At 62.2% G+C, this 18,788-nt stretch carries 10 protein-coding genes; 8 read left to right on the top strand and 2 right to left on the bottom strand.

What is annotated here, in order from left to right; genetic code table 11:
• Positions 1-4 precede the first annotated feature (4 nt).
• Together IPQ13_03330 and IPQ13_03325 are read left to right on the top strand one after the other, a co-directional pair.
• Positions 5-4,225 carry a glycogen debranching enzyme N-terminal domain-containing protein gene (locus tag IPQ13_03330; protein ID MBL0209935.1) on the top strand — a complete coding sequence of 1,407 codons (4,221 nt, stop codon included), beginning with the start codon at positions 5-7 and terminating at the stop codon, positions 4,223-4,225.
• 12 nt (positions 4,226-4,237) lie between these two features.
• The gene (locus IPQ13_03325; GenBank protein ID MBL0209934.1) at positions 4,238-5,389 is read left to right on the top strand and encodes a diguanylate cyclase; all 1,152 of its coding nucleotides are present in this window, start codon (positions 4,238-4,240) and stop codon (positions 5,387-5,389) included.
• Positions 5,390-5,424: 35 nt separating this feature from the next.
• Here the strand turns inward: IPQ13_03325 and IPQ13_03320 are convergent, their stop codons facing one another.
• Together IPQ13_03320 and IPQ13_03315 are read right to left on the bottom strand one after the other, a co-directional pair.
• Positions 5,425-6,648 carry an ABC transporter permease gene (locus tag IPQ13_03320; protein MBL0209933.1) on the bottom strand — a complete coding sequence of 408 codons (1,224 nt, stop codon included), beginning with the start codon at positions 6,646-6,648 and terminating at the stop codon, positions 5,425-5,427.
• A 98-nt stretch (positions 6,649-6,746) separates the two neighbouring features.
• Entirely contained in the window at positions 6,747-7,508 is a 762-nt protein-coding gene (locus tag IPQ13_03315; GenBank protein ID MBL0209932.1) for a Crp/Fnr family transcriptional regulator, read from the bottom strand.
• Positions 7,509-8,007: 499 nt separating this feature from the next.
• Between IPQ13_03315 and IPQ13_03310 the strand changes: the two genes are divergently transcribed.
• From IPQ13_03310 to guaA, 6 genes are all read left to right on the top strand, one after another.
• A complete protein-coding gene (locus tag IPQ13_03310; GenBank protein MBL0209931.1) occupies positions 8,008-8,931 on the top strand; it encodes a glycine--tRNA ligase subunit alpha in 924 nt (307 codons plus the stop codon).
• Positions 8,928-10,997, top strand: coding sequence for a glycine--tRNA ligase subunit beta (locus IPQ13_03305; GenBank protein MBL0209930.1), 2,070 nt, complete (start codon positions 8,928-8,930; stop codon positions 10,995-10,997). Before IPQ13_03310 ends, IPQ13_03305 begins: the two co-directional genes overlap by 4 nt.
• A gap of 164 nt (positions 10,998-11,161) precedes the next feature.
• Positions 11,162-13,114 (top strand): hypothetical protein, encoded by a 1,953-nt coding sequence (locus IPQ13_03300; GenBank protein ID MBL0209929.1) that lies wholly within the window; start codon positions 11,162-11,164, stop codon positions 13,112-13,114.
• Between the two features lie 168 nt (positions 13,115-13,282).
• On the top strand, positions 13,283-15,238 hold the full coding sequence (locus IPQ13_03295; GenBank protein MBL0209928.1) for a hypothetical protein: 1,956 nt from the start codon (positions 13,283-13,285) through the stop codon (positions 15,236-15,238).
• A complete protein-coding gene (locus IPQ13_03290; GenBank protein MBL0209927.1) occupies positions 15,235-17,202 on the top strand; it encodes a hypothetical protein in 1,968 nt (655 codons plus the stop codon). The genes IPQ13_03295 and IPQ13_03290 overlap by 4 nt, the downstream gene beginning before the upstream one ends.
• 20 nt (positions 17,203-17,222) lie before the next feature.
• Entirely contained in the window at positions 17,223-18,752 is a 1,530-nt protein-coding gene (gene guaA, locus IPQ13_03285; GenBank protein MBL0209926.1) for a glutamine-hydrolyzing GMP synthase, read from the top strand.
• The last annotated feature ends 36 nt before the right edge of the window (positions 18,753-18,788 follow it).

Raw genomic sequence — 18,788 nt, 5'->3', positions numbered from 1 at the left:
CCAGATGGAACCTGCTCCAGGAACCCATGCGGTGCGGTTTGTGGGAGACCGGCTCCAGGTGCTGCTCAACCACCCCGCGGCGGGGGCTCCGGGGTGGCAGGCCTTCCTGCGCACCAACCTCACCCGCGGCGCCTGCGCGCGGGAAGAGGTGATCGCCCTGGCGGGCGTCGTTTCCAGAGAACCGCGAACCTTCGCGGGAGCTTCCTGGAGGGATATTCCCCTGCTCGGAAGGCAAGGAAATTGGCGGTTGGATCTGCCCTTGACGGAAGTGGGCCATTTCCGGGCCAAGGCCTACTGCGTGGATCCGGAGGGACGGCAGCACTGGCCCGAGGGGAGCGATTTCGGCCTGTCGGTGAACCCCGACAAATTGCGCAGCGCCAACGTCGTCTATTGCGCCTTTCCGCGGCTTTTCGGCGAGGTTCCGCCGGTTGGTCCGGCGGCGGACAGCGCTTCGGAACTTCTGGAACGGGACGCTTGGACCGCCATTCCCCCATCGGGGAAGCTGCGGGATCTCACGGCCCAGGTGCCCCACATCTTCGGATCCCTGGGCTGCCGCATCCTGCACCTCCTGCCGCTGGCCCCCACGCCCACGACCTATGCGCGTTTCGGTCAGTTCGGGAGCCCCTATGCGACCCTCGATCTCACCGCCATCGACCCCGCGCTGGTTTCCTTCGACGGACGCACCACCGCCGAGGACCAGTTCCAGGAGCTGGCGGATGCGGTGCATGCCCGGAATGGAATGGTCTTCCTGGACTTGGTCGTGCACCACACTGGATGGGGATCGCGGCTGATGGAGCAGCATCCCGGGTGGTTCCGGCGCGAACCCGGCGGCCGTTTCAGAAATCCCGGGGCCTGGGGCGTGGTGTGGGGGGACTTGGTGGAACTGGAGGACAGCCATCCCCATTTGTGGGACCTCCTCGCGGAGGCGCTGCTGGTCTGGTGCCGGCGGGGTGTGGACGGTTTCCGCTGCGACGCCGGCTACATGGTTCCGCTCGCCGCATGGCAGTACATCCAGGCGCGGGTGCGGCAGCTCTTCCCGGACACGGTCTTCCTGCTGGAAGGCCTCGGCGGCGCCTGGGAATTGACCGAAAGCCTGCTTGGCGAAGGCGGAATGCAGTGGGCCTACTCCGAGCTGTTCCAAAACTACGATGGGCAGCAGGTTTCGGCCTACCTGGACCATGTGGTGCGGCAATCGGAACGCCTGGGCTCGCTGGTGCACTACAGCGAGACCCACGACAATCCCCGCCTGGCTGCGAGAGGCGCCGGGTGGTCGCTGATGCGCAACCGGCTGTGCGCGCTTGCGAGCGTATGCGGAACTTTCGGGTACACCTGCGGCGTGGAGTGGCTCGCGGTGCAGCGGATCGATGTCCACCGGCGCAGCGACCTGAATTGGGGCCGCGAGCCGAATCTCGTCCCGGAGCTCGGCCGCCTGGCGGACCTGCTGGCGGAACACCCTTGCTTCTTCGATGGAGCCCGTCTCCGCCGCATGAGCCCGGAAGGCTCCCAGGTCCTGGCGATGGAACGCATCTCCGAAGATGGAGAGGACCGATGCTTGGTGCTGGTGAACCTGGATCAGGAGCATCCTGGATCGCTAGTGCTGTCCCGTTCGGATGGTGCGCTGCTCAGCGCCAGCAGGGCGGACCTGCTGGGGCAGGCGATCCCGGTCCAACGCACGGTGGAGGATGGATACCAGGTGGAGCTGGACCCGGCGGCGGCCTACTGCCTGGCGGACTCGCCGCAGCCCCGGGGCCTGGCGGGCGAGGCCTATCGGCAACTCCGGGCCCAGTCCGCCTGGGCTTTGCAGCAACTGGCCGTCGCCTTTCCTTCCGAATGCCTGGGGCCGTGCGACTGGCGCGCCCTGGGCGCCCTGGCCGCCAAGGATCCTTTGGCCTTCCTGGGCTCGATGGGAAGGCTCGATTCGGCAAGCTTGGAATCGGGCCTCCTGGGTGCCCTGGAACGCGCCATGGAGGCTGGGCAGTATCTCTCGGCCCAGCTTTGGGAAGCCTCCGACCTGCAACGCGTGCTGCCGGTTCCGCCGGACCACTGGATGCTCTTCCGGGACCCGGCGCCATTCAGGCTCCGGATGCGCAGCGGAGATGTGGAGTGGCATGTCCAGTCCATCCCGATGCCTGGCTGCCACGTCGCCGCCTATCCACCGCGGCCCGGGCTCCGGGAGGATGAATTCGATTTGGAATTCCTCAGGCTGGCGGAACCCTTCAAACGGGAACCGGGTCGAATCCGGTTCCTCTCAGCCGACCCGACCCCGCATCCGCGCGCGCGGGGAGGGCATGTGCTCCTCACCAACGGCCGGGGAGGCATGGCCCGCATCCCGGCGGATCTGGGCCCGGTGAGTTCCAAGTACGACTGTCTACTGGGCGCGAACCTGGATCCTTCAGGGCCTTGCGATCGGCATGTGCTGGTGAAGCAGGCCCGGGTGTGGGTGAACGCCGACGGCTTCCTCACGGCCCTGGACGCGGTTTCCCTGGAGTCCGTGGAACCGGGCCCTCCGGCCTCCTGGACCTTCCAGGTGCATGCGGGGGACGGGCGCCAATTGCGCCTGTGGCTGGAAGCGGACATGGTCCAGGATCGCAATGCGGTGAAGCTCCGCTTCGGGCGCTCCAACGCCGGTGAGATTCCACGGGAAGCCAAGATCAGCCTCACCGTGCGCCTCTACCTGGAGGACCGCTCTTACCACCAGGAAACCGAGGCCTCCGAAGCGGTGGATGGCCACTGGAATGCCTCCACCCAGGCGATGGCTGACCGGCCAGGCTTCACCTTCCAGCCCGCACCCGACCAGCTGCTCCGGGCCTGGGTGAGCGGCGGCCTCTACCATCCCGGGCCGGAGTGGGCCCACCTGGCGCATTCCCTGGAGGGGGAACGTGGCCAGCGGGACCATGGCGATGCCTGGAGCCCTGGCTGGTTCGAGCTACCGCTGGAGACCGGCGGGTCCACGATCCTGACGGTTTGCGCCGAACCGGAGGATCCCCCCTCGCCGGTCTGGGTGCCCCCGTTCCGGGAAAGCTTCGAAGACCAACTGCGGCAGGCGACCAGGGCTTTCATCGCGGTCCGGGGAGAGGGACGGACCGTCATCGCAGGGTTCCCCTGGTTCCTGGATTGGGGCAGGGACGCTGCGGTGGTGGTGCGGGGCCTGGTGGCCGGCGGCATGGTTTCTGAAGCCAGGAGCGTCCTGCTGACCCTCGGCGCCGAGGAGCGCCGGGGCAGCCTGCCCAATCGCCTGGGCGCCGGTGGGGACCGGGTGACCTCCGATGCGCCCCTCTGGTTCGCCCTGGCCTGCGAGGAGACTGCCGCGGCCTCAGGACAGGAATTCTACGAAACCAAGCTTCCGGACGGCAGACGTCTTCGGGATGTGCTCCTGTCCCTGGGCCACCATCACCTTTCGGGCACCGAGGCCGGTGTGCGCATGGATCCGGAATCCGCGTTGATCTTCAGTCCGGCCCGCCATACCTGGATGGACACCGGCTACCCGGCCTGCACGCCGAGGGAAGGCTATCCCATCGAGATCCAAGTCCTGTGGATCCGTTTCCTGCGCCAGCTCGCCCGATTGGACGGAGCCAAGGCGCGCGAACCGTGGGCGCGATTGGCCATGAAGGCCCAAGCGAACCTCGAGCGATTCTGGGTCCAAGACGCGGGCTGGTGCGCGGATGTGCTCGAGGCCCCCGAGGGCGTGCCCGCATCGGAGGCCGTGCCCGACCCGCGACTCCGTCCCAATCAGTTGCTGGCCGTTACGCTGGGCTGCATAGATGGCAGCAGAGCCCGTCGCATGGTGGATGCGGCCACCCGCCACCTCCTGGTGCCCGGGGCGCTCCGGAGCCTGGCGCCCCTGCCTGCGGAGCCGCCCCGCCCCCTCCATGCCGCCGATGGAAGGCCGCTCAACGACCCGATCCATCCCTACTGGGGCCAGTACCAAGGGGACGAGGATACCCGGCGCAAGCCGGCCTATCACAATGGGACCGCTTGGGTCTGGTGGCTCCCGATTTACTGCGAAGCGCTGGCGGCGGCCTGGGATTTCGATGCTGCGGCCGTCGCAGCAGCCCGGGCCCAGATCGGCGGTCTAGGGCGCCTTCTGGGAGAAGGCTGTCTGGGCCATCTCCCGGAAATCCTGGATGGCGATGCGCCCCACCGGCCCAGGGGGTGCGATGCCCAAGCCTGGAGCGCCAGCGAGGCGCTGCGGGTCTGGATGCGGCTGAAGCAGCCGCATTCCTGACGGGGAGCGACCATGAAGCGGACCCTCCACCCTGAAGCAGCTTTCGGACATCTACCTCCCCTTCGCATCAGCCTGGCCTACGCATTGATCGCCACCTGCGGCATTGGGGTTTCGGACTGGGTGATCAACTTAGCTCCGCCCACCTACAGCTTCCATTTCGCCTTCGCCAAGGATCTGCTCTTCGTCCTGGCCACCGCGTGCCTGGTGTACTTTTTCGTCTCCCGCGAGCTGCGGATCCTGCGGCAGTCCTACCTCGCGCTGGAAGAAGAGCGGAGCTTCATCCACTCGCTGGTCCAGAGCCTTTCGGAAGGCATCGTCGCCACCGACGCGAAGGGCAGCCTAACGGTGGTGAACCGGGCTGCCCATGCCATGGCCGAGGCGCCGGAGCTGCTCGTCAATCCTTCGCCGTCGCAGTCCCCTTTCCGAAGCCAGGGCGGCGTCCACCTGGGAAAGGACCAACACCCGATCCACCGGGCCCTGCGCGGGGAGACCGTGCACAACTTGGAGCTGGAACTGCGGACGTCCGCCGGGACCACCCGCGCCATCCTCGCCAACGCGAGTCCCATCCGGGTGGGGAACGGGCCCCTGGGCGGGGCGGTGATGGCCCTGCTGGACCTGACCGAGTCGCGCCGCCATGCCTACCAGGCCCTGCACGATGCGCTGACGGGACTGCCCAACCGGGTCCTGTTCATGGACCGCCTGGACCAGGCCCTGAAATCCCGGAGCCGCAAATCGTTCATCCTGGCGGTCCTCTTCCTCGACCTGGATGATTTCAAGCCCGTCAATGATGAGCTGGGGCACGCGGCCGGCGACGTCCTGCTGCGGGCCGTGGCCGAAAGGATGCAGGGTTGCCTGCGCCCAGGGGACACCCTCGCGCGGTTCGGCGGCGATGAATTCGTTTTCCTTCTGGATGATCTGGACGATGTCCAGGAAGCCGGAATGGTGGCCAGGCGTGTCATCGAACTATTGGAACGCCCCTTCAAGCTCAATGATGCCGTGGTCTCCATCAGCGGCTGCATCGGCGGCGTGCTTCCCGCCGACGGGACCACTGCGCAGGCCGCGGTGGACCAGGCGGACGCCGCCATGTACCAGGCCAAGCGGCTGGGGCGGGGCCGCTTCCTCATGGTGCCCCAGGACTCCCCGGACCGCGGGCCCGAGGAATGATGAAGGTGGGCCCGCACTCCATCCTTCCGCTCAGGTCACTCGGATCTGATGGCGTCGATGACACTGAGTTTGGCGGCTTTCAGCGCCGGGAAGAAACCTGCCGCGGTGCCCACCAGGAAGGAAAATCCGAACCCCAGCGCCACCGCCCAGCCCTGGGTCAGGGCCTGGAGCCCCAGTTTCTGCAGAATCCACAGGCTGGCGAAGGCCAGCCCGATTCCCAGGACACCGCCTGAAACAGACAGGGCCAGGGCCTCGAAGAAGAACTGGAACATCACATTCCGCTGGGTCGCGCCCACGGACCTGCGCAGGCCGATCTCCTGGGTCCGCTCCGTGACGGCCACCAGCATGACGTTCGAGATGCCGACGCCTCCCACCACCAGACTGATGGCGGCCGCGATGCCCAGCAGCATCGTGATGACTCCGCTCTGTTCCGCCGCCGCATCCAGCCAGTCCTGCTGGAGGTGGATGTTGAAATCATTCTCGTCGTCCAGCTTCAGGCGGTGGCGTTGCCGGAGCAGCGTCGTGATCTCCGCCTCGGCCTGGACGATGAGATCCTCCCGGGCCACGGAGATGGCGATCTGCTGGATCCGGTCCCGTCCCATGACCTTGCGCATCACGGTGGTGTAGGGCGCGTGGATCGTGTCGTCCTGGTCGCCCCGGGGACCGCCGCCCTTGCGCTCCAGCACGCCGACCACTTCAAAGGGGAGCTTGCCGATGCGGATGGTCTTGCCGATGGGGTCCTCGCCCTGGAGAAATAGATTCTCCTGGACGGTCTTCCCCAGGACGCACACCTTCGCCTGGTTCCGCACCTCCTCATCGCTGAAATAGCGGCCTTTTTCGAGATTCCAGGGGTTGATGGACGGGTACATCGGATTCACGCCGAGGACAGTTCCCACCAGCCAGTTGGTGTTCTGGTAGACCGCGGGCCGGGGCGAACGCACCACTGGAGTCGCCGCAGCCACCGTGTCCTTCAACTCCCGCTGGATGGCCTCCGCGTCCTCAAAGGTGAGGGTCGGCACCGCGCCAAGCCCCAGGGGTCCGGCCACTGCCCTGGAGTGGGAACTCGGATGCACGATGATCACGTTGGTGCCCATGCTCCGGATGATGTCCTGGGTCGCCTTTTTGCTGCCCTCGCCGATGCCGATCATGACGATCACGGCCGCGACGCCGATGACGATCCCGAGGGTGGTGAGCACTCCCCGGAGCCGGTTCTTCGTCAGGCTGGAGGAAGTGAGGGCAATCATGTCCAGTGGATGCATGGGCCACCTTCAGGCGCATCGGCCATCCCGCTGCTCCAGAATGAGGTCTGCCGAGGCAGGTGTCCCGGGCCTTGGACTGAGCTGTGCCCTCCGGCACATCATCTCGGGACGGGGGCGCTTTCGGATCTCGCGCGATGGTGGTCCAGACCCATGGCCCCGCAGCTTGCGAAGGCCTCTAGCCTGGGCAGGTCCACGAGGCGGATCACCGGGAAGGTGTTCCGGATCATGCCCTCGTCGTCCAACTGCCGAAGCGCGCGGCTGAAGGTGGAGCGGCTGCAGGCGATGTAGTGGGCCAGATCCTCTTCCCCTTCCGGGAATTCCAGTAGGGAGCGGCCGGGGTTGCGGCGGTGCTGGTCGAGAAGCAGCTTCGCGACGCGCTCCGGGACGCTGTGCAGGCTCATGCCCTCCAGGACCGCGACGAGATTCCGGAACTTGGCGCAGATGTGGCGATGGATCGCTTCTCCAACTTCCTCGTGCTTGAAGGCCAGCCGCCGCAGCGGCTCCGCGGGCAGGAACCAGCAGGTCGCCTCTGTATGAGCCACCACGCTGCAGGAGGTCGGCTCCCCGTCGAAGACCGGAATGACGCCGACGCTGTCGCCGGGGAGCAGGATCTGGAGGATCTGGAAGCGGCCCTGGGCGCACTTCCGTCTTACGCTCAGCTTCCCCGAAACCAGGATGAAGATGCCTTGGGCCGGCTCTCCTTGGGCATACACTTGTTGGCCCGCCCGGAAGCTCCGGGGCTCCTTGAGAGCGTCAAAGGCTTTCTGGGCCTCGGGTCCCATGCAGGAGAAGAATTCCCGGCCCCAGGGCTTGCGAAAATAGGTTTCGATATATCGATCCTGAGTACACTCGGTGCACATATCCACCCCTGCGATGGTTCATTCCTTCAAATTTCCGCTCTCCCAGATGGAACGAAAAGCCATATCCCGGATCGAAATTTTCACCTTTCGTGCCAGTACCATCGATCCTGTGCAAAGGGAGCACAGATCCGGGTCCCAACCCGCAGGGCCATCAATGTAATCCTTTTGACACTTCCGGCCAAGAGTGCGCTGGGGCAATAAACTCCTGATTGGAAGGGGTTGTGCCTTTGGGCACAAATCCACCCATTGAATGGACCCGTAACGGTCTTGGGCCCAGGTCTTGCATTAACTCGATGCTTGACCTCACAGGCAGCCGCTCATGGATCGCACCATCGCCCGGCATCGGATTTCGGGCGGAATAACCACCGGTTTCCCGTGTATTTGGCGATAGCGCCTGCCGTGCGCTCCGGTCCGGATGATCAAGTTAGCTCGTCGCAGCGGTTTATTGGTTCCTAGATCCCGTTCCGCCCGCTAGAATGAAGGTTTTTCGCGGGTTTCCATGCATATCCAGGAACTGATTCTGCGCCTTCAGCGCTTTTGGGCCGACCGCGGCTGCCTCATCGGGCAGCCCTACGACATCGAGAAGGGCGCGGGCACCATGAATCCGCTCACCTTCTTTGGGGCACTCGGCAAGAAACCCTGGAACGTGGCTTACGTGGAGCCATCCCGGCGACCGGCGGACGGCCGCTACGGCGAAAATCCTTTTCGGGTCTACAAGCATTTGCAATTCCAGGTGATCCTAAAACCCAGCCCGGCGAAGGTGCAGGATCTCTACATCGAATCGCTCTCGGCCCTCGGCATCGACCTCGCCAAGCACGACCTTCGCTTCGAGGAAGACAACTGGGAATCGCCGACGCTCGGCGCCTGGGGCGTGGGCTGGCAGGTGGTGCTGGACGGCATGGAGATCAGCCAGTTCACCTACTTCCAGCAGGTGGGCGGTCTCGACTGCCGGCCCGTGAGCGCCGAGCTGACCTACGGCATCGAGCGCATCTGCATGTTCCTGGGCGGCTATGACAATATCTTCGACCTCACGTGGGGCGAGGTGAAGACCGACGACGGCGTATTCCCCGTCACCTACCGCCAGGTGCGCCAGCGGGAGGAATTCGAGCTGAGCGCCTATTCCTTCGAGCATGCGGACCTGGATCTGCACCGCACGCTCTTCGACGCCTACGAGAAAGAAGGCTGGCGCCTGCTGAAAGCCCTCGGCCACTTCCGCAGCGCCTACGAGCAGGCCCTCAAAATGAGCCACACCTTCAACGTCCTCGACGCCCGCGGCGCTGTGAGCACCACGGAGCGCCCCGGAGTCATCAAGCGGGTGCGGGATCTGGCATCGGGGTGCGCTAGGGCGTACCTGGAGCATGAAGAACCTGGAACCGCGAATGCCGCGAAGAACGCGAATGAAAAGCAGGGGGTGGCGAAATGAGCGATACGCGCACCTTTTTACTGGAACTGCATTGCGAGGAGATTCCGGCGCGGTTTTTAAAGCCGTTGCAATTTGATTTGATTGGCGGGCTGCTTAAAGAGCTTCCTGCGGCGGAAGGTGATGCATATCCGGTTTCTCCAGGGTTGTTGGTGTCACCGAGAAAGATCGCTGTGCACATTCAGAAAGTTAGGGAAATGGAACCCGACCAAATAGAAACCCAGGTCGGCCCACCCCAGAAAATGTGTGTGGATGCCGAAGGCAAGGCCACCCAGACGGGGCTAAAGTTCGCGGAGAAGTGGGGTGTTGATTTTTCTGCGGTGCGGTTCGAGCAGCCTGCGGGGAAAAAGGAACCCTGCGCGGTGGTCACGCTCACCAAGAATGGCCGTCCCACGATTGAACTCTTAGCGGAGGCACTGCCGAAGCTCATCGCATCACTCCACGTCCCCAAGGCCATGCGCTGGGGCAATTCGGACTTCGAATTCGTGCGGCCCATCCGCAATGTGCTTTGCCTGTTCGGAGACGAAGTCGTGGATTTCACGGTGGATGGCGTCCGCAGTTCCAACACCACTTGGGGGCATCGGCTGCATCACATGCAGAACCCCGCCCCCATCGTGATTGATCAGCCTGAGGACTACGAGGCCGCGCTGGAGAAAGCGGGCGTGGTGGTTTCCTTCGAAGCGCGGCGCCAGCGCATGGAGGCGCAGTTGCACGAGTTGGCAAAGGCCGTGGATGGCCGCGTGGTGATGGATGAAGAGCTGCTGAACACGCTTGCGGAGATCGTGGAATTCCCGATGATCGTGCGCGGCGAATTCCCCAGGGAATTCCTGGAACTGCCCAAGGAGGTGCTGGTGACGTCCTTGAAGGAGCACCAGAAATCCTTTTGCATCGAAGACGCCAAGGGCGACCTGCTGCCCTTCTTCCTGGCCGCGGCCAACCGCATGGATGACCCGGCGGGCTTCGTGAAATCTGGCAATGAATGGGTGTTGAAGGCCCGCCTTTACGATGCGCGGTTCTTCTTCGCGGAGGACCGCAAAGCCAAGCTGGAAACACGTCTCGATAAATTAAAGAACCTCACTTTCCAGCGGGATCTCGGCACCTACTTCGAGAAAACCGAACGCATCGTGCGCATCGCAGCAGAGATTGCCCCCAAGGTAGGCGTGGATCCCGAACACGCTAAGGAAGCCGCGCGGCTCTCCAAGGCCGATTTACGCACCTTGATGGTGGGTGAATTCCCCGAGCTGCAGGGCATCATGGGCGGCGAGTACCTCAAGCGCGAAGGCGCTCCGGCGGCGGTGTGGCAGGCCGTGAAGGAGCACTACCGACCGGTCGGAGCCGAGGATGGCATTCCGTCCACCACCGAAGGCTGCCTGCTTTCACTGGCCGACAAACTGGATACGGTGGCGGGCTGCTTCGCGGTGGGCATCATCCCGTCGGGCTCCAAGGATCCACTGGCCCTCCGTCGCGCGGGGCAGGGGGTGACGCGCATCCTCTGGGAACAGGGTTGGCCAGTGGATGCCATGGAGCTGGCGCGCATCGCGCTTGGTGTCGTGGGATCGAAGGCCACCAAACCCGAAGCGGACACCATGGCGGCTCTCGAATCCTTCTTCCGGGACCGCGTGGCCTTTCAATTGGAGCAGGCCGGATACGCGGGCCCCGTGCGGCGTTCCGCGCTGCCCGCCGGCTGGAGCGATCTGGTGGATCTCAAGGCCCGGTGCGAAGCGCTCGCCGCCTTCGCTGATGATCCCCGCTTCGAATCCCTGGCCCAAAGCGCCAAGCGCATCGGCAACATCTTGAAAGATGAAATCCCGTCGGATGCCTTCGATGTCGCGGTCCTTCAGCAGATCGAGGAGAAGGCCCTTGCCGCGCATCTCGCATCGCTCGAATCCGCTCCGGACCATGCGACGCTCCTTGCTGCCCTCGCCGAACTCTCCCAGCCTCTGGAAGCCTTCTTCACCGCCGTCATGGTGAAGTGCGAGGATGCCACGCTGCGCGCCGCCAGACTTTCGTTGCTCCACCGCCAGCGCCAGGCTTTCCTGCGCGTGGCGGACTTTTCCCAGTGGCAATGAATTTGGAGCACCAAGTTGCTTCAATCAGTAACAACGGATCACCCAGGGTGCAATCCATCTAATCAGGCTTAGGGGCATCGTGGTTATCCCTTGTTCCTCCCACAATTAATCCCTCGCTTTACGCTTTTGGCTTCCGAGTTCAATCATTTCCAGGGGTACATCCAATGTGGAACGCCATCGCCCTCCTTCTTCTTCCTGCTGTGGCCTGTGCGGCTGACAAACCAGCCTGGGAGCCGGTAGCACCGGAGGCCTGGACGATGAAGGACGTAACCGGCAAAGGCGGGGTGGTGCTCAAGGAAAGGTTCCATGTTGAGAACAGCTTTGTAGAGAGGAGCTTTCGTTTCAGGATTTTCAGCGAACAGGGGAAGGTGATTGCCGAGCTTCCCGACCTGCCGATAAGCGCGGACGACTTTGCTGGTCGCACTATCTACCCGGACGGCAAGGTCGTCATTTTCGATTCAAAAAAGGATCTCTTGGCCAAGGTTATCCTGACTGATAAAAGAGGCGATCGCACAAAGAAGGTGCTGGTGCCGCCAGGTATTTCTGCGGATTGCATAGTAGATGTCAGATGGAAGGAACGGGGCGACATGGGTCGGATGCCAACTTTCGGTATCGGGTGGATGCGTACTTGGACTTGGACACCCCGTTTTCCCACCAACAAGTTGGAAGTGGAAGTTTCGAAGGAACTGGCCTGGAACTGGAATTTCCGCCCAGGGAATGGAAAATCGAAATTAATTTCCACGGATACATTAAATTCCAAGGTACTCACATTGACGGATCTCCCACCCACTGAATGGGTGCCGTTCACGGTGGGGCCGGGATTCGATGCACCGCGTCTAGAGATCTTTCCGATCCCTCGAAACATCGCGGATTCTTACGACAAGGAATATGAGGCCTATTGGAAGGATGTGGTGGCCCGAATTTACAAGCCTCTCTTCGATGAAAGACCATCGGGTGGATTCGCCTATAGAGCCTTGTCAAAAGAAATACGAAAGGATTTGGATGGTAGTCCAGCCAAGCAAGCCGGGGATATTCTCTCCCGCCTGAATACCAAGATAAAAAACCTATCTTCTTTGACCTATGCGGAAAAAGCACTCATGGCCGGAGGCAAACCGGATTGGAATTTGCATCCTTTCGATATGAACCAAAGCGCGAGTGAAAGAGCCACCGATGCCTTGGGAATGTTCATTTTGGCCTATTCCGTGATGAAGGATGCCGGGATCAAGCTCAAGATTGCATTTGTCGCGAATCGGGACGTAAGGCGGATCGTGGCTAAAACAAGAAATCCCAATCAATTTACGAACCTCATTTTGGGTGTGGACCAGGCAGGGGATGGGATTTTTTGGATGGACCCCGCTCTCCGTTTTGCCGCGCCAGGGATGCTGAACCCGGACTATCAGGGCACCTTGGCCTTCGTAGTGAATACCGCCGACTGGACGGGCAAATTCGAAGGGCTGGGAACCCAGTCCGCAGGGTTCAACCAGACCAGGTATACCTACCACTTGAATATCGGCGGAGACCAGGATGCGGTGAAATTGAAAGTTGGTTTTTCAGGTTATCCAGAATATGCGGAGCGTTTCCGCTTCATGAGTTTGGAACCCAAAGAACAGTCAAAGACCTTGAAAGAGAGCCTGGAGCGGATTTCCAAGTCCGTGACCATCACCAAAGCCGAAGTTGCCAATGCTACCAATCCCCGGGAAGATCTGCGTTGGGAGGTGGAGGGCGCCAGGGAGAGGGAGGCAGGGCGCCGCCTGGAGATTGAACCATTCCCGCTTATGCAATGGCCGCTCTTTGTGCCGGATAAATGGCCGGATACCCGGGAGGAATTCATCGTCCTTCCCCATAATAAAATCCACTTGGCTGTCAGCACCATCGAACTGCCGAAGGATTACGTCTGGAAAGGCATCAAGGAGATCGTGCACTCCAATGAGTTCGGCAGAGTCGTGTGGATGGCCGAGAAGAAGTCCACGCTTGGCGCGGAGGAGATCAAGGTTGTGCTCCGTGTGGAGTTGAACCAATCCCTGGGCCCCTCCACAATGTACTCGAAACTCAAGGAGTTCGTGTTCTGGGTGGAAGAGGCTTGTCGACGGCGCTTGATCGTGGAAAAAGTGAACTGATGCGCGTGGCATGCTTGTCTTCACCGGGCAGGGCGGACATCAAACCTGTTAACGCATGCAGGCAGTTCTTATGGAAACAGTCATCAGGCTTCTGTCGAGGGTGGAACAAAATATTTTCTGTACCAAAGTTTGCTGCTCGCTAACTCCACCAATCTTGGAGCATTCCAGATGAGACGACTCTCTCCTTCTCTCCTGCTTTTCCCCCTCGCGCTGTCCGCGGCCGGGAAACCCGAATGGGAACCCATCGCACCTGAGGTCTGGGCGATGAAGGACGCGGCGGGCAAGGGCGCGGTGGTGATCAGGGACAGGTTCCACATCGAGAACAGCTACATCGAGCGGATCTACCGCTTTCGGATTTTAAGCGAACAAGGAAAGTCCGTGGCGGACCTTCCCGACCTTCCCGAAGAAGCCTACGACCTAGTGGGCCGCACGGTCTATCCGGACGGCAAGGTGGTGCTTTTCGATTCAAAGAAGGACCTCCAGACCAAGACGGCCCTGGCGACCAACACCGGCGGAATCGAAAAGAAGGTACTGGTGCCGCCGGGCCTTTCCGCGAACTGCGTGGTGGATATCAAGTGGAAGGAGAAATGCTACTACCTTGAGCTCGCGCGGTTCGGCCTTGGGCAGATGGACACTTGGACCTGGACCCCTGGGTACCCCACACAAAAACTGGAGGTGGATGTCTCGAAACGCTTGGCGTGGAATTGGGGATTTCGCCAGGGCAACACGAAAGGGACGCCGACGGTCTCAGAGACTTCCGATTCTAAGACCTTCACGATGGAAAACCTCGCCCCTGTCGAATCGATCCCGTTCGCAGTGGGTGCCGGGTTCACCGCCCCGCGGATCGAGGTGTTCCCGGACCACCCCTACCTATCGCGTTCCTACAGCAAGGACGATGCGGGCTTCTGGCAGGATGTGGTGACGAAAATCTACAAACCCTATTTCGTGGACAAACCATCCCGAGGTTCGACCTACCGCGACCTCTCCGAAATCCTCCGAAAGAATTTGAACGGTAGCCCAGCCAAGCAGGCGGGCGAGATTCTTTCCCGTCTGAACACCCAGATCATCAACCTGTCTGCGCTGACCTACGCGGAAAAAGCGGCCTTGAAGGGGGGCAAGGCGGACTGGGAGGTCGATTCCGCCGACCTGAACCAGAGCGCGAAGAAGAGCGCCACGGATGGCTGGGGGATGTTCTTCCTGGCCTTTTCTGTGATGAAGGATGCCGGGATCAAGCCCAAGATCGCCTTCGTCGCAGACCGGGACCGGAGGCGGATCGCGCCCAGGGTCAGGAACCCGAATCAATTCACGGACGTCATCCTCGGCGTGGATGATGGAGCGAATGGGACGGTCTGGATGGACCCTGCCCTTCGCTACGCCGCGACGGGATTGCTGAACCCGGACTACCAAGGCACCTCCGCCTTCGTGGTGAATACCGCCGATTGGACAGGCAAATTCGATGGGATGGGGACCCAGTCCGCGAATTTCAATCAGATCCGCTATACCTACCAGCTGGATATCGGCGAGGACCAGGATGCCGTGAAACTCAAGGTCGGCTTTTCGGGCTATCCCGAATACGTGGAGCGTTCCCGTTTCATGAGGCTGGAACCCAAGGAGCAGTCGAAGACCTTGAAAGAAAGCCTGGAGCAGATCTCCAAGTCCGTGACCATCACCAAGGCCGAGGTGGCCAACGCCACCAATTCCCGCGAGGACCTCCGCTGGGAGGTGGAGGGCGCCAGGGAGCGGGAGACCGGGCGCCGCTTGGAGATTGAACCCTTTCCCTTCATGCAATGGCCGTTGTATGTGCCCAGCAAGTGGCCGGAGACCCGCCAGGATTTCATCGTGCTCCCCTACCAGAAGATCCATCTGGCCAACAGCCGCATCAAGCTGCCGAAGGGATATGCCTGGTCGGGAGCGAGCGAGATCAACCATTCCAATGAGTTCGGACGGGTGTCCTGGTCGGCGGAGAAGCAGTCAACACCTGGCGGCGACGAGATTCAGGTGGTCTTGCGGGTGGAGGTGGCCGAGTCCCTCGGGCCCGCGGCGATGTATCCCAAGCTCAAGACGTTCATCTCTTGGATCGAGGAAGCCTGCCGGCGGCAGTTGGTCGCAGAGAGGGTGAAATGAAACGCGCGGCATGTTTGCTGGCCTTGAGCGCTGCGGAGCTTTTCGGAGGCTGGAAGATCGGGAAGCTCCCGGATTGGGCCCAGGCCTATGCCTTGGCCGCCACTACGGAAAAACCGCCCGAGGATGCCGATGCCTGGGTGCTGCTGGACCGCACCGAATTCGCCTACGTGGGCAACGGCGAAATCCGCCGCCGTCATTTCCGGCTGGTCCAAGTCCTAGGGGAAAAGGCGACAGGCGAAGGCGTTTACTCAAGGCACGGGTTGGGCGGCTCCTCCAGCCGCATCAAGAAGCTTAGGGGTTGGAACCTGCGGCCGGACGATACCGTGACCAGGGTGGACAGGGATGATCTGGTGCTTTTCGATTCCGATTCCGGCGGCAAGGTCAGCACCACCCATGTGTCCATGGCCGCCCTGGAGGGCGTGGTGAAGGGGAGCTTCGTGGCTTTCGAAAGCCAGGAAATGGAACGGATGCCCATGGGGGCGGTGGCCTATGCCATGCCCATGGAAACCCACCCCGTGCGGCGGTGGGAAGTGGAATTCGCCAAGGAGGGGGGATGGTTCTCGGGCGTGACCACGCCAAAGGAACTGCGTGTGACGGGCTACCACTTCGCCCCCTGGCTCCAGGAACCCGTGTTCAAGGCCTACCAGTCAATCCGCCTGGAGAACGTTCCCGCCATTCCCAAGCATGAATCGGCCCTTCCGAACTGGCATAACGTCCTGCCGCGGGTGGAAGTGGTATGCGTGGACGACGCCGAGGGTCTGCCTGACCTCAATAATTGGGAAGGTTTCGCGCGCTGGGTCGCCAGCAAGTACAAGGCGAAAAACAAGGCCACCGCCATTCCGGGCGTCGCTGGGATGGGATTGGATGGGCTTCGGGCAGCGTCGAGGTGGATGAGCCGAGAGTTGACCTACAAGCAGGTCTACCTCACGCCAGACCGTGGGTGGATCCCTGAAGAAAGCGGAGAGGTGGTCCGCAAACGGTATGGCGACTGCAAGGATTTGACTTCCTGCCTAAGCGGAGCCGCCTCGCAGCTCGGGTTCAAAGCCTACCCCGTGCTGGCACGGATCATGGAAGGGCGGATCGAGGAATCCGAAGCCCTCAACCCGTACCTGTTCAACCACGTCATCAGCGCCATCCGGCTGGACAAGAGCCTTGGACTGCCGGCGGAGGTGGAAACAACCAAAGGCCGATTCCTGCTCGTGGACCCGACTTCCCGCCTGACCCAGCTAGGGTGGCTCCCCCCGGCCCATCGGCGCGGGAGAGTCCTGATCTGCACCGAAGACGGAGCCGCATGGGCCCAGATTCCCGACTTGGCCGTAGAGCCATCGAGCATGACCCAGCGGCTGGAAGCCAGCGTGGATGCCAGCGGCCGGATGACAGGCACCCTCACCTTCAGGGAGGTTGGAGATGCGTGGGGGCTTCGTTCCGCAGGGCTTCACGGAACCCGGAAGGATTTAGAGAAATTCCTATTGAACCTCCTGGACCTACCCAGCAATGCCAAAACGGTGCTGGGCCCTCTGGGCGACCCGCTGGATCTTGGCCGGCCGCTGGAGGTGCAGCTATCCCTGGATGTGCCGGAAGTCCTGCTTCGCGAAGGGGGCGACCTGGTGCTCCGGAACATCTGCCTGCCGAACACTCCTGAGCCCATCCAGAAGTTGGGGATTCCTCGCCAATTCCCGGTCCACCTGGACGCTTCAAGCTCCCGGACTTTCGAAGCGGTCCTGACCTTTGCCAACCCCTTGGCTCCAGTCTCGCCCGAACAGGTCCTGGAGACGCCATTCCGGAAGACGACCTGGAAGGCCCGCCAGGAGGGCAACAAGGTCCACATGGCCTTCCATCAGGAGCGCCCATCGGTGGATTTCCCCTTCAGCCAGCGGGAAGAGGGCGTGAAGCAGCAACGGAAGGACCGGAGCGCTTTAAAGCGTTTCGTTGACGACGCCTTGAGCTTCAAACCAGCGATCTGATCCAGAACCACGAGGCCTGAATGCATCACGAGCGCATCGCCATCCTAGATTACGGCAGCCAGTACACGCGGCTCATCACGCGGCGCTTGAGGGAATTGGGGGCGTTCGGACTGGTGTATCCGCCGAGCGCCGCCGCTGAGGAAATCGCCGGCGAGGATTTGCGGGGCGTCATTCTGAGCGGAGGCCCGAATTCCGTGCTGGAGGAAGGCGCGCCAGGCATCGATCCGAAAATTTTCAGACTCGGCGTTCCGGTGCTGGGCATCTGCTATGGGCTGCAGCTCATGGCGCGGGATTTCGGCGGCGAGCTGCATCGTTCCGCTCAGCGGGAGTACGGCAAGGCCTCCATCCGCTGCCAGGGCCAGGACAGCATCCTGTTCGCCGGAATGACCGGCGAACAGGTGGTCTGGATGAGCCATGGCGACCACGTGGAAAAGGCGCCGCCCGGCTATGCCGTCACCGCCGCCACGTCCACCGTGCCCGTGGCTGCCATGGAGGACCAGGCCCTGCGGCGCTACGGCATCCAGTTCCATCCGGAAGTCACCCACAGCGTCAACGGCAGCGCCCTGCTCTTGAATTTCCTTGAACACTGCGGCATGAGACTCGATTGGAACGCAGGGCAATTCATCGAAGAAAAAGTCGCGCAGATCCGCGGCCAGGTAGGCGGTGGCCGTGTGGTCCTGGGGCTCAGCGGCGGCGTGGATTCCAGCGTCGCGGCGCTGCTGCTGCACCGGGCCATCGGCAAGCAGCTCACCTGCGTGTTCGTCGACCACGGACTCATGCGCAAGGATGAGATGAAGCAGGTGCAGGCCTTTTTCGCGCCCTTCGACCTGAGCGTCGTCTGGGTGGATGCCAGCGATGAATTCCTCGGCAAGCTGGCGGGTGTCACGGATCCTGAAACCAAGCGCAAGATCATCGGCTCGACCTTCATCGATGTTTTCGACCGCGAGGCGAAAAAAATCGCGGCGGATTTCCTGGGGCAGGGCACGACCTATCCCGACGTCATCGAAAGCAGCGGCATCGGCGGCGCGGTGCTGGTGAAAAGCCACCACAACGTGGGCGGATTGCCCGAACGCATGAAGCTGAAACTGGTGGAGCCTCTGCGGGAATTGTTCAAGGATGAAGTCAGAAAAACAGGTCTGGCGCTAGGTCTCCCCGAAGAGATGAACCAGCGCCATCCCTTCCCTGGTCCGGGACTCGCGGTGCGGCTGCCGGGCGGCATCACCCGGGAGCGCGTGCGGATCCTCCAGGAAGCCGACGCCATCTTCCTCGATGAATTGAAAACCAGCGGCTGGTATGCCAAGACCAGCCAGGCTTTCGCAGTGCTGTTGCCGGTGCAGACCGTGGGCATCATGGGCGACGAGCGCACCTTCGAGTTCATGTGCGCGCTCCGGGCCGTGACCAGCGAAGACTTCATGACCGCCGATTGGGCGCGGCTTCCCCACGAATTGCTGGACCGCATCGCCCAGCGCATCGTCCGCGAAGTGAAGGGCATCAACCGCGTGGTCTTCGACATCACCAGCAAGCCGCCCGCGACCATCGAATACGAATAAATCCAGCATTGGGTTTGGGTTATTAACGGCTTAGAC

This window comes from Holophagaceae bacterium, assembly GCA_016720465.1.
In the GTDB taxonomy this organism is placed as follows: Bacteria; Acidobacteriota; Holophagae; order Holophagales; family Holophagaceae; genus JANXPB01.
The sequence above is the reverse complement of the archived record's forward strand: the minus strand, read 5'-3'. Positions and strand labels throughout refer to the sequence as shown.

Bases quoted from the DNA above. Each gene is read 5' to 3' on its own strand.
- IPQ13_03330 (MBL0209935.1), top strand. From the start codon at position 5: ATGGAACCTGCTCCAGGAACCCATGCGGTGCGGTTTGTGGGAGACCGG.
- IPQ13_03325 (MBL0209934.1), top strand. From the start codon at position 4,238: ATGAAGCGGACCCTCCACCCTGAAGCAGCTTTCGGACATCTACCTCCC.
- IPQ13_03320 (MBL0209933.1), bottom strand. From the start codon at position 6,648: ATGCATCCACTGGACATGATTGCCCTCACTTCCTCCAGCCTGACGAAG.
- IPQ13_03315 (MBL0209932.1), bottom strand. From the start codon at position 7,508: ATGTGCACCGAGTGTACTCAGGATCGATATATCGAAACCTATTTTCGC.
- IPQ13_03310 (MBL0209931.1), top strand. From the start codon at position 8,008: ATGCATATCCAGGAACTGATTCTGCGCCTTCAGCGCTTTTGGGCCGAC.
- IPQ13_03305 (MBL0209930.1), top strand. From the start codon at position 8,928: ATGAGCGATACGCGCACCTTTTTACTGGAACTGCATTGCGAGGAGATT.
- IPQ13_03300 (MBL0209929.1), top strand. From the start codon at position 11,162: ATGTGGAACGCCATCGCCCTCCTTCTTCTTCCTGCTGTGGCCTGTGCG.
- IPQ13_03295 (MBL0209928.1), top strand. From the start codon at position 13,283: ATGAGACGACTCTCTCCTTCTCTCCTGCTTTTCCCCCTCGCGCTGTCC.
- IPQ13_03290 (MBL0209927.1), top strand. From the start codon at position 15,235: ATGAAACGCGCGGCATGTTTGCTGGCCTTGAGCGCTGCGGAGCTTTTC.
- guaA (MBL0209926.1), top strand. From the start codon at position 17,223: ATGCATCACGAGCGCATCGCCATCCTAGATTACGGCAGCCAGTACACG.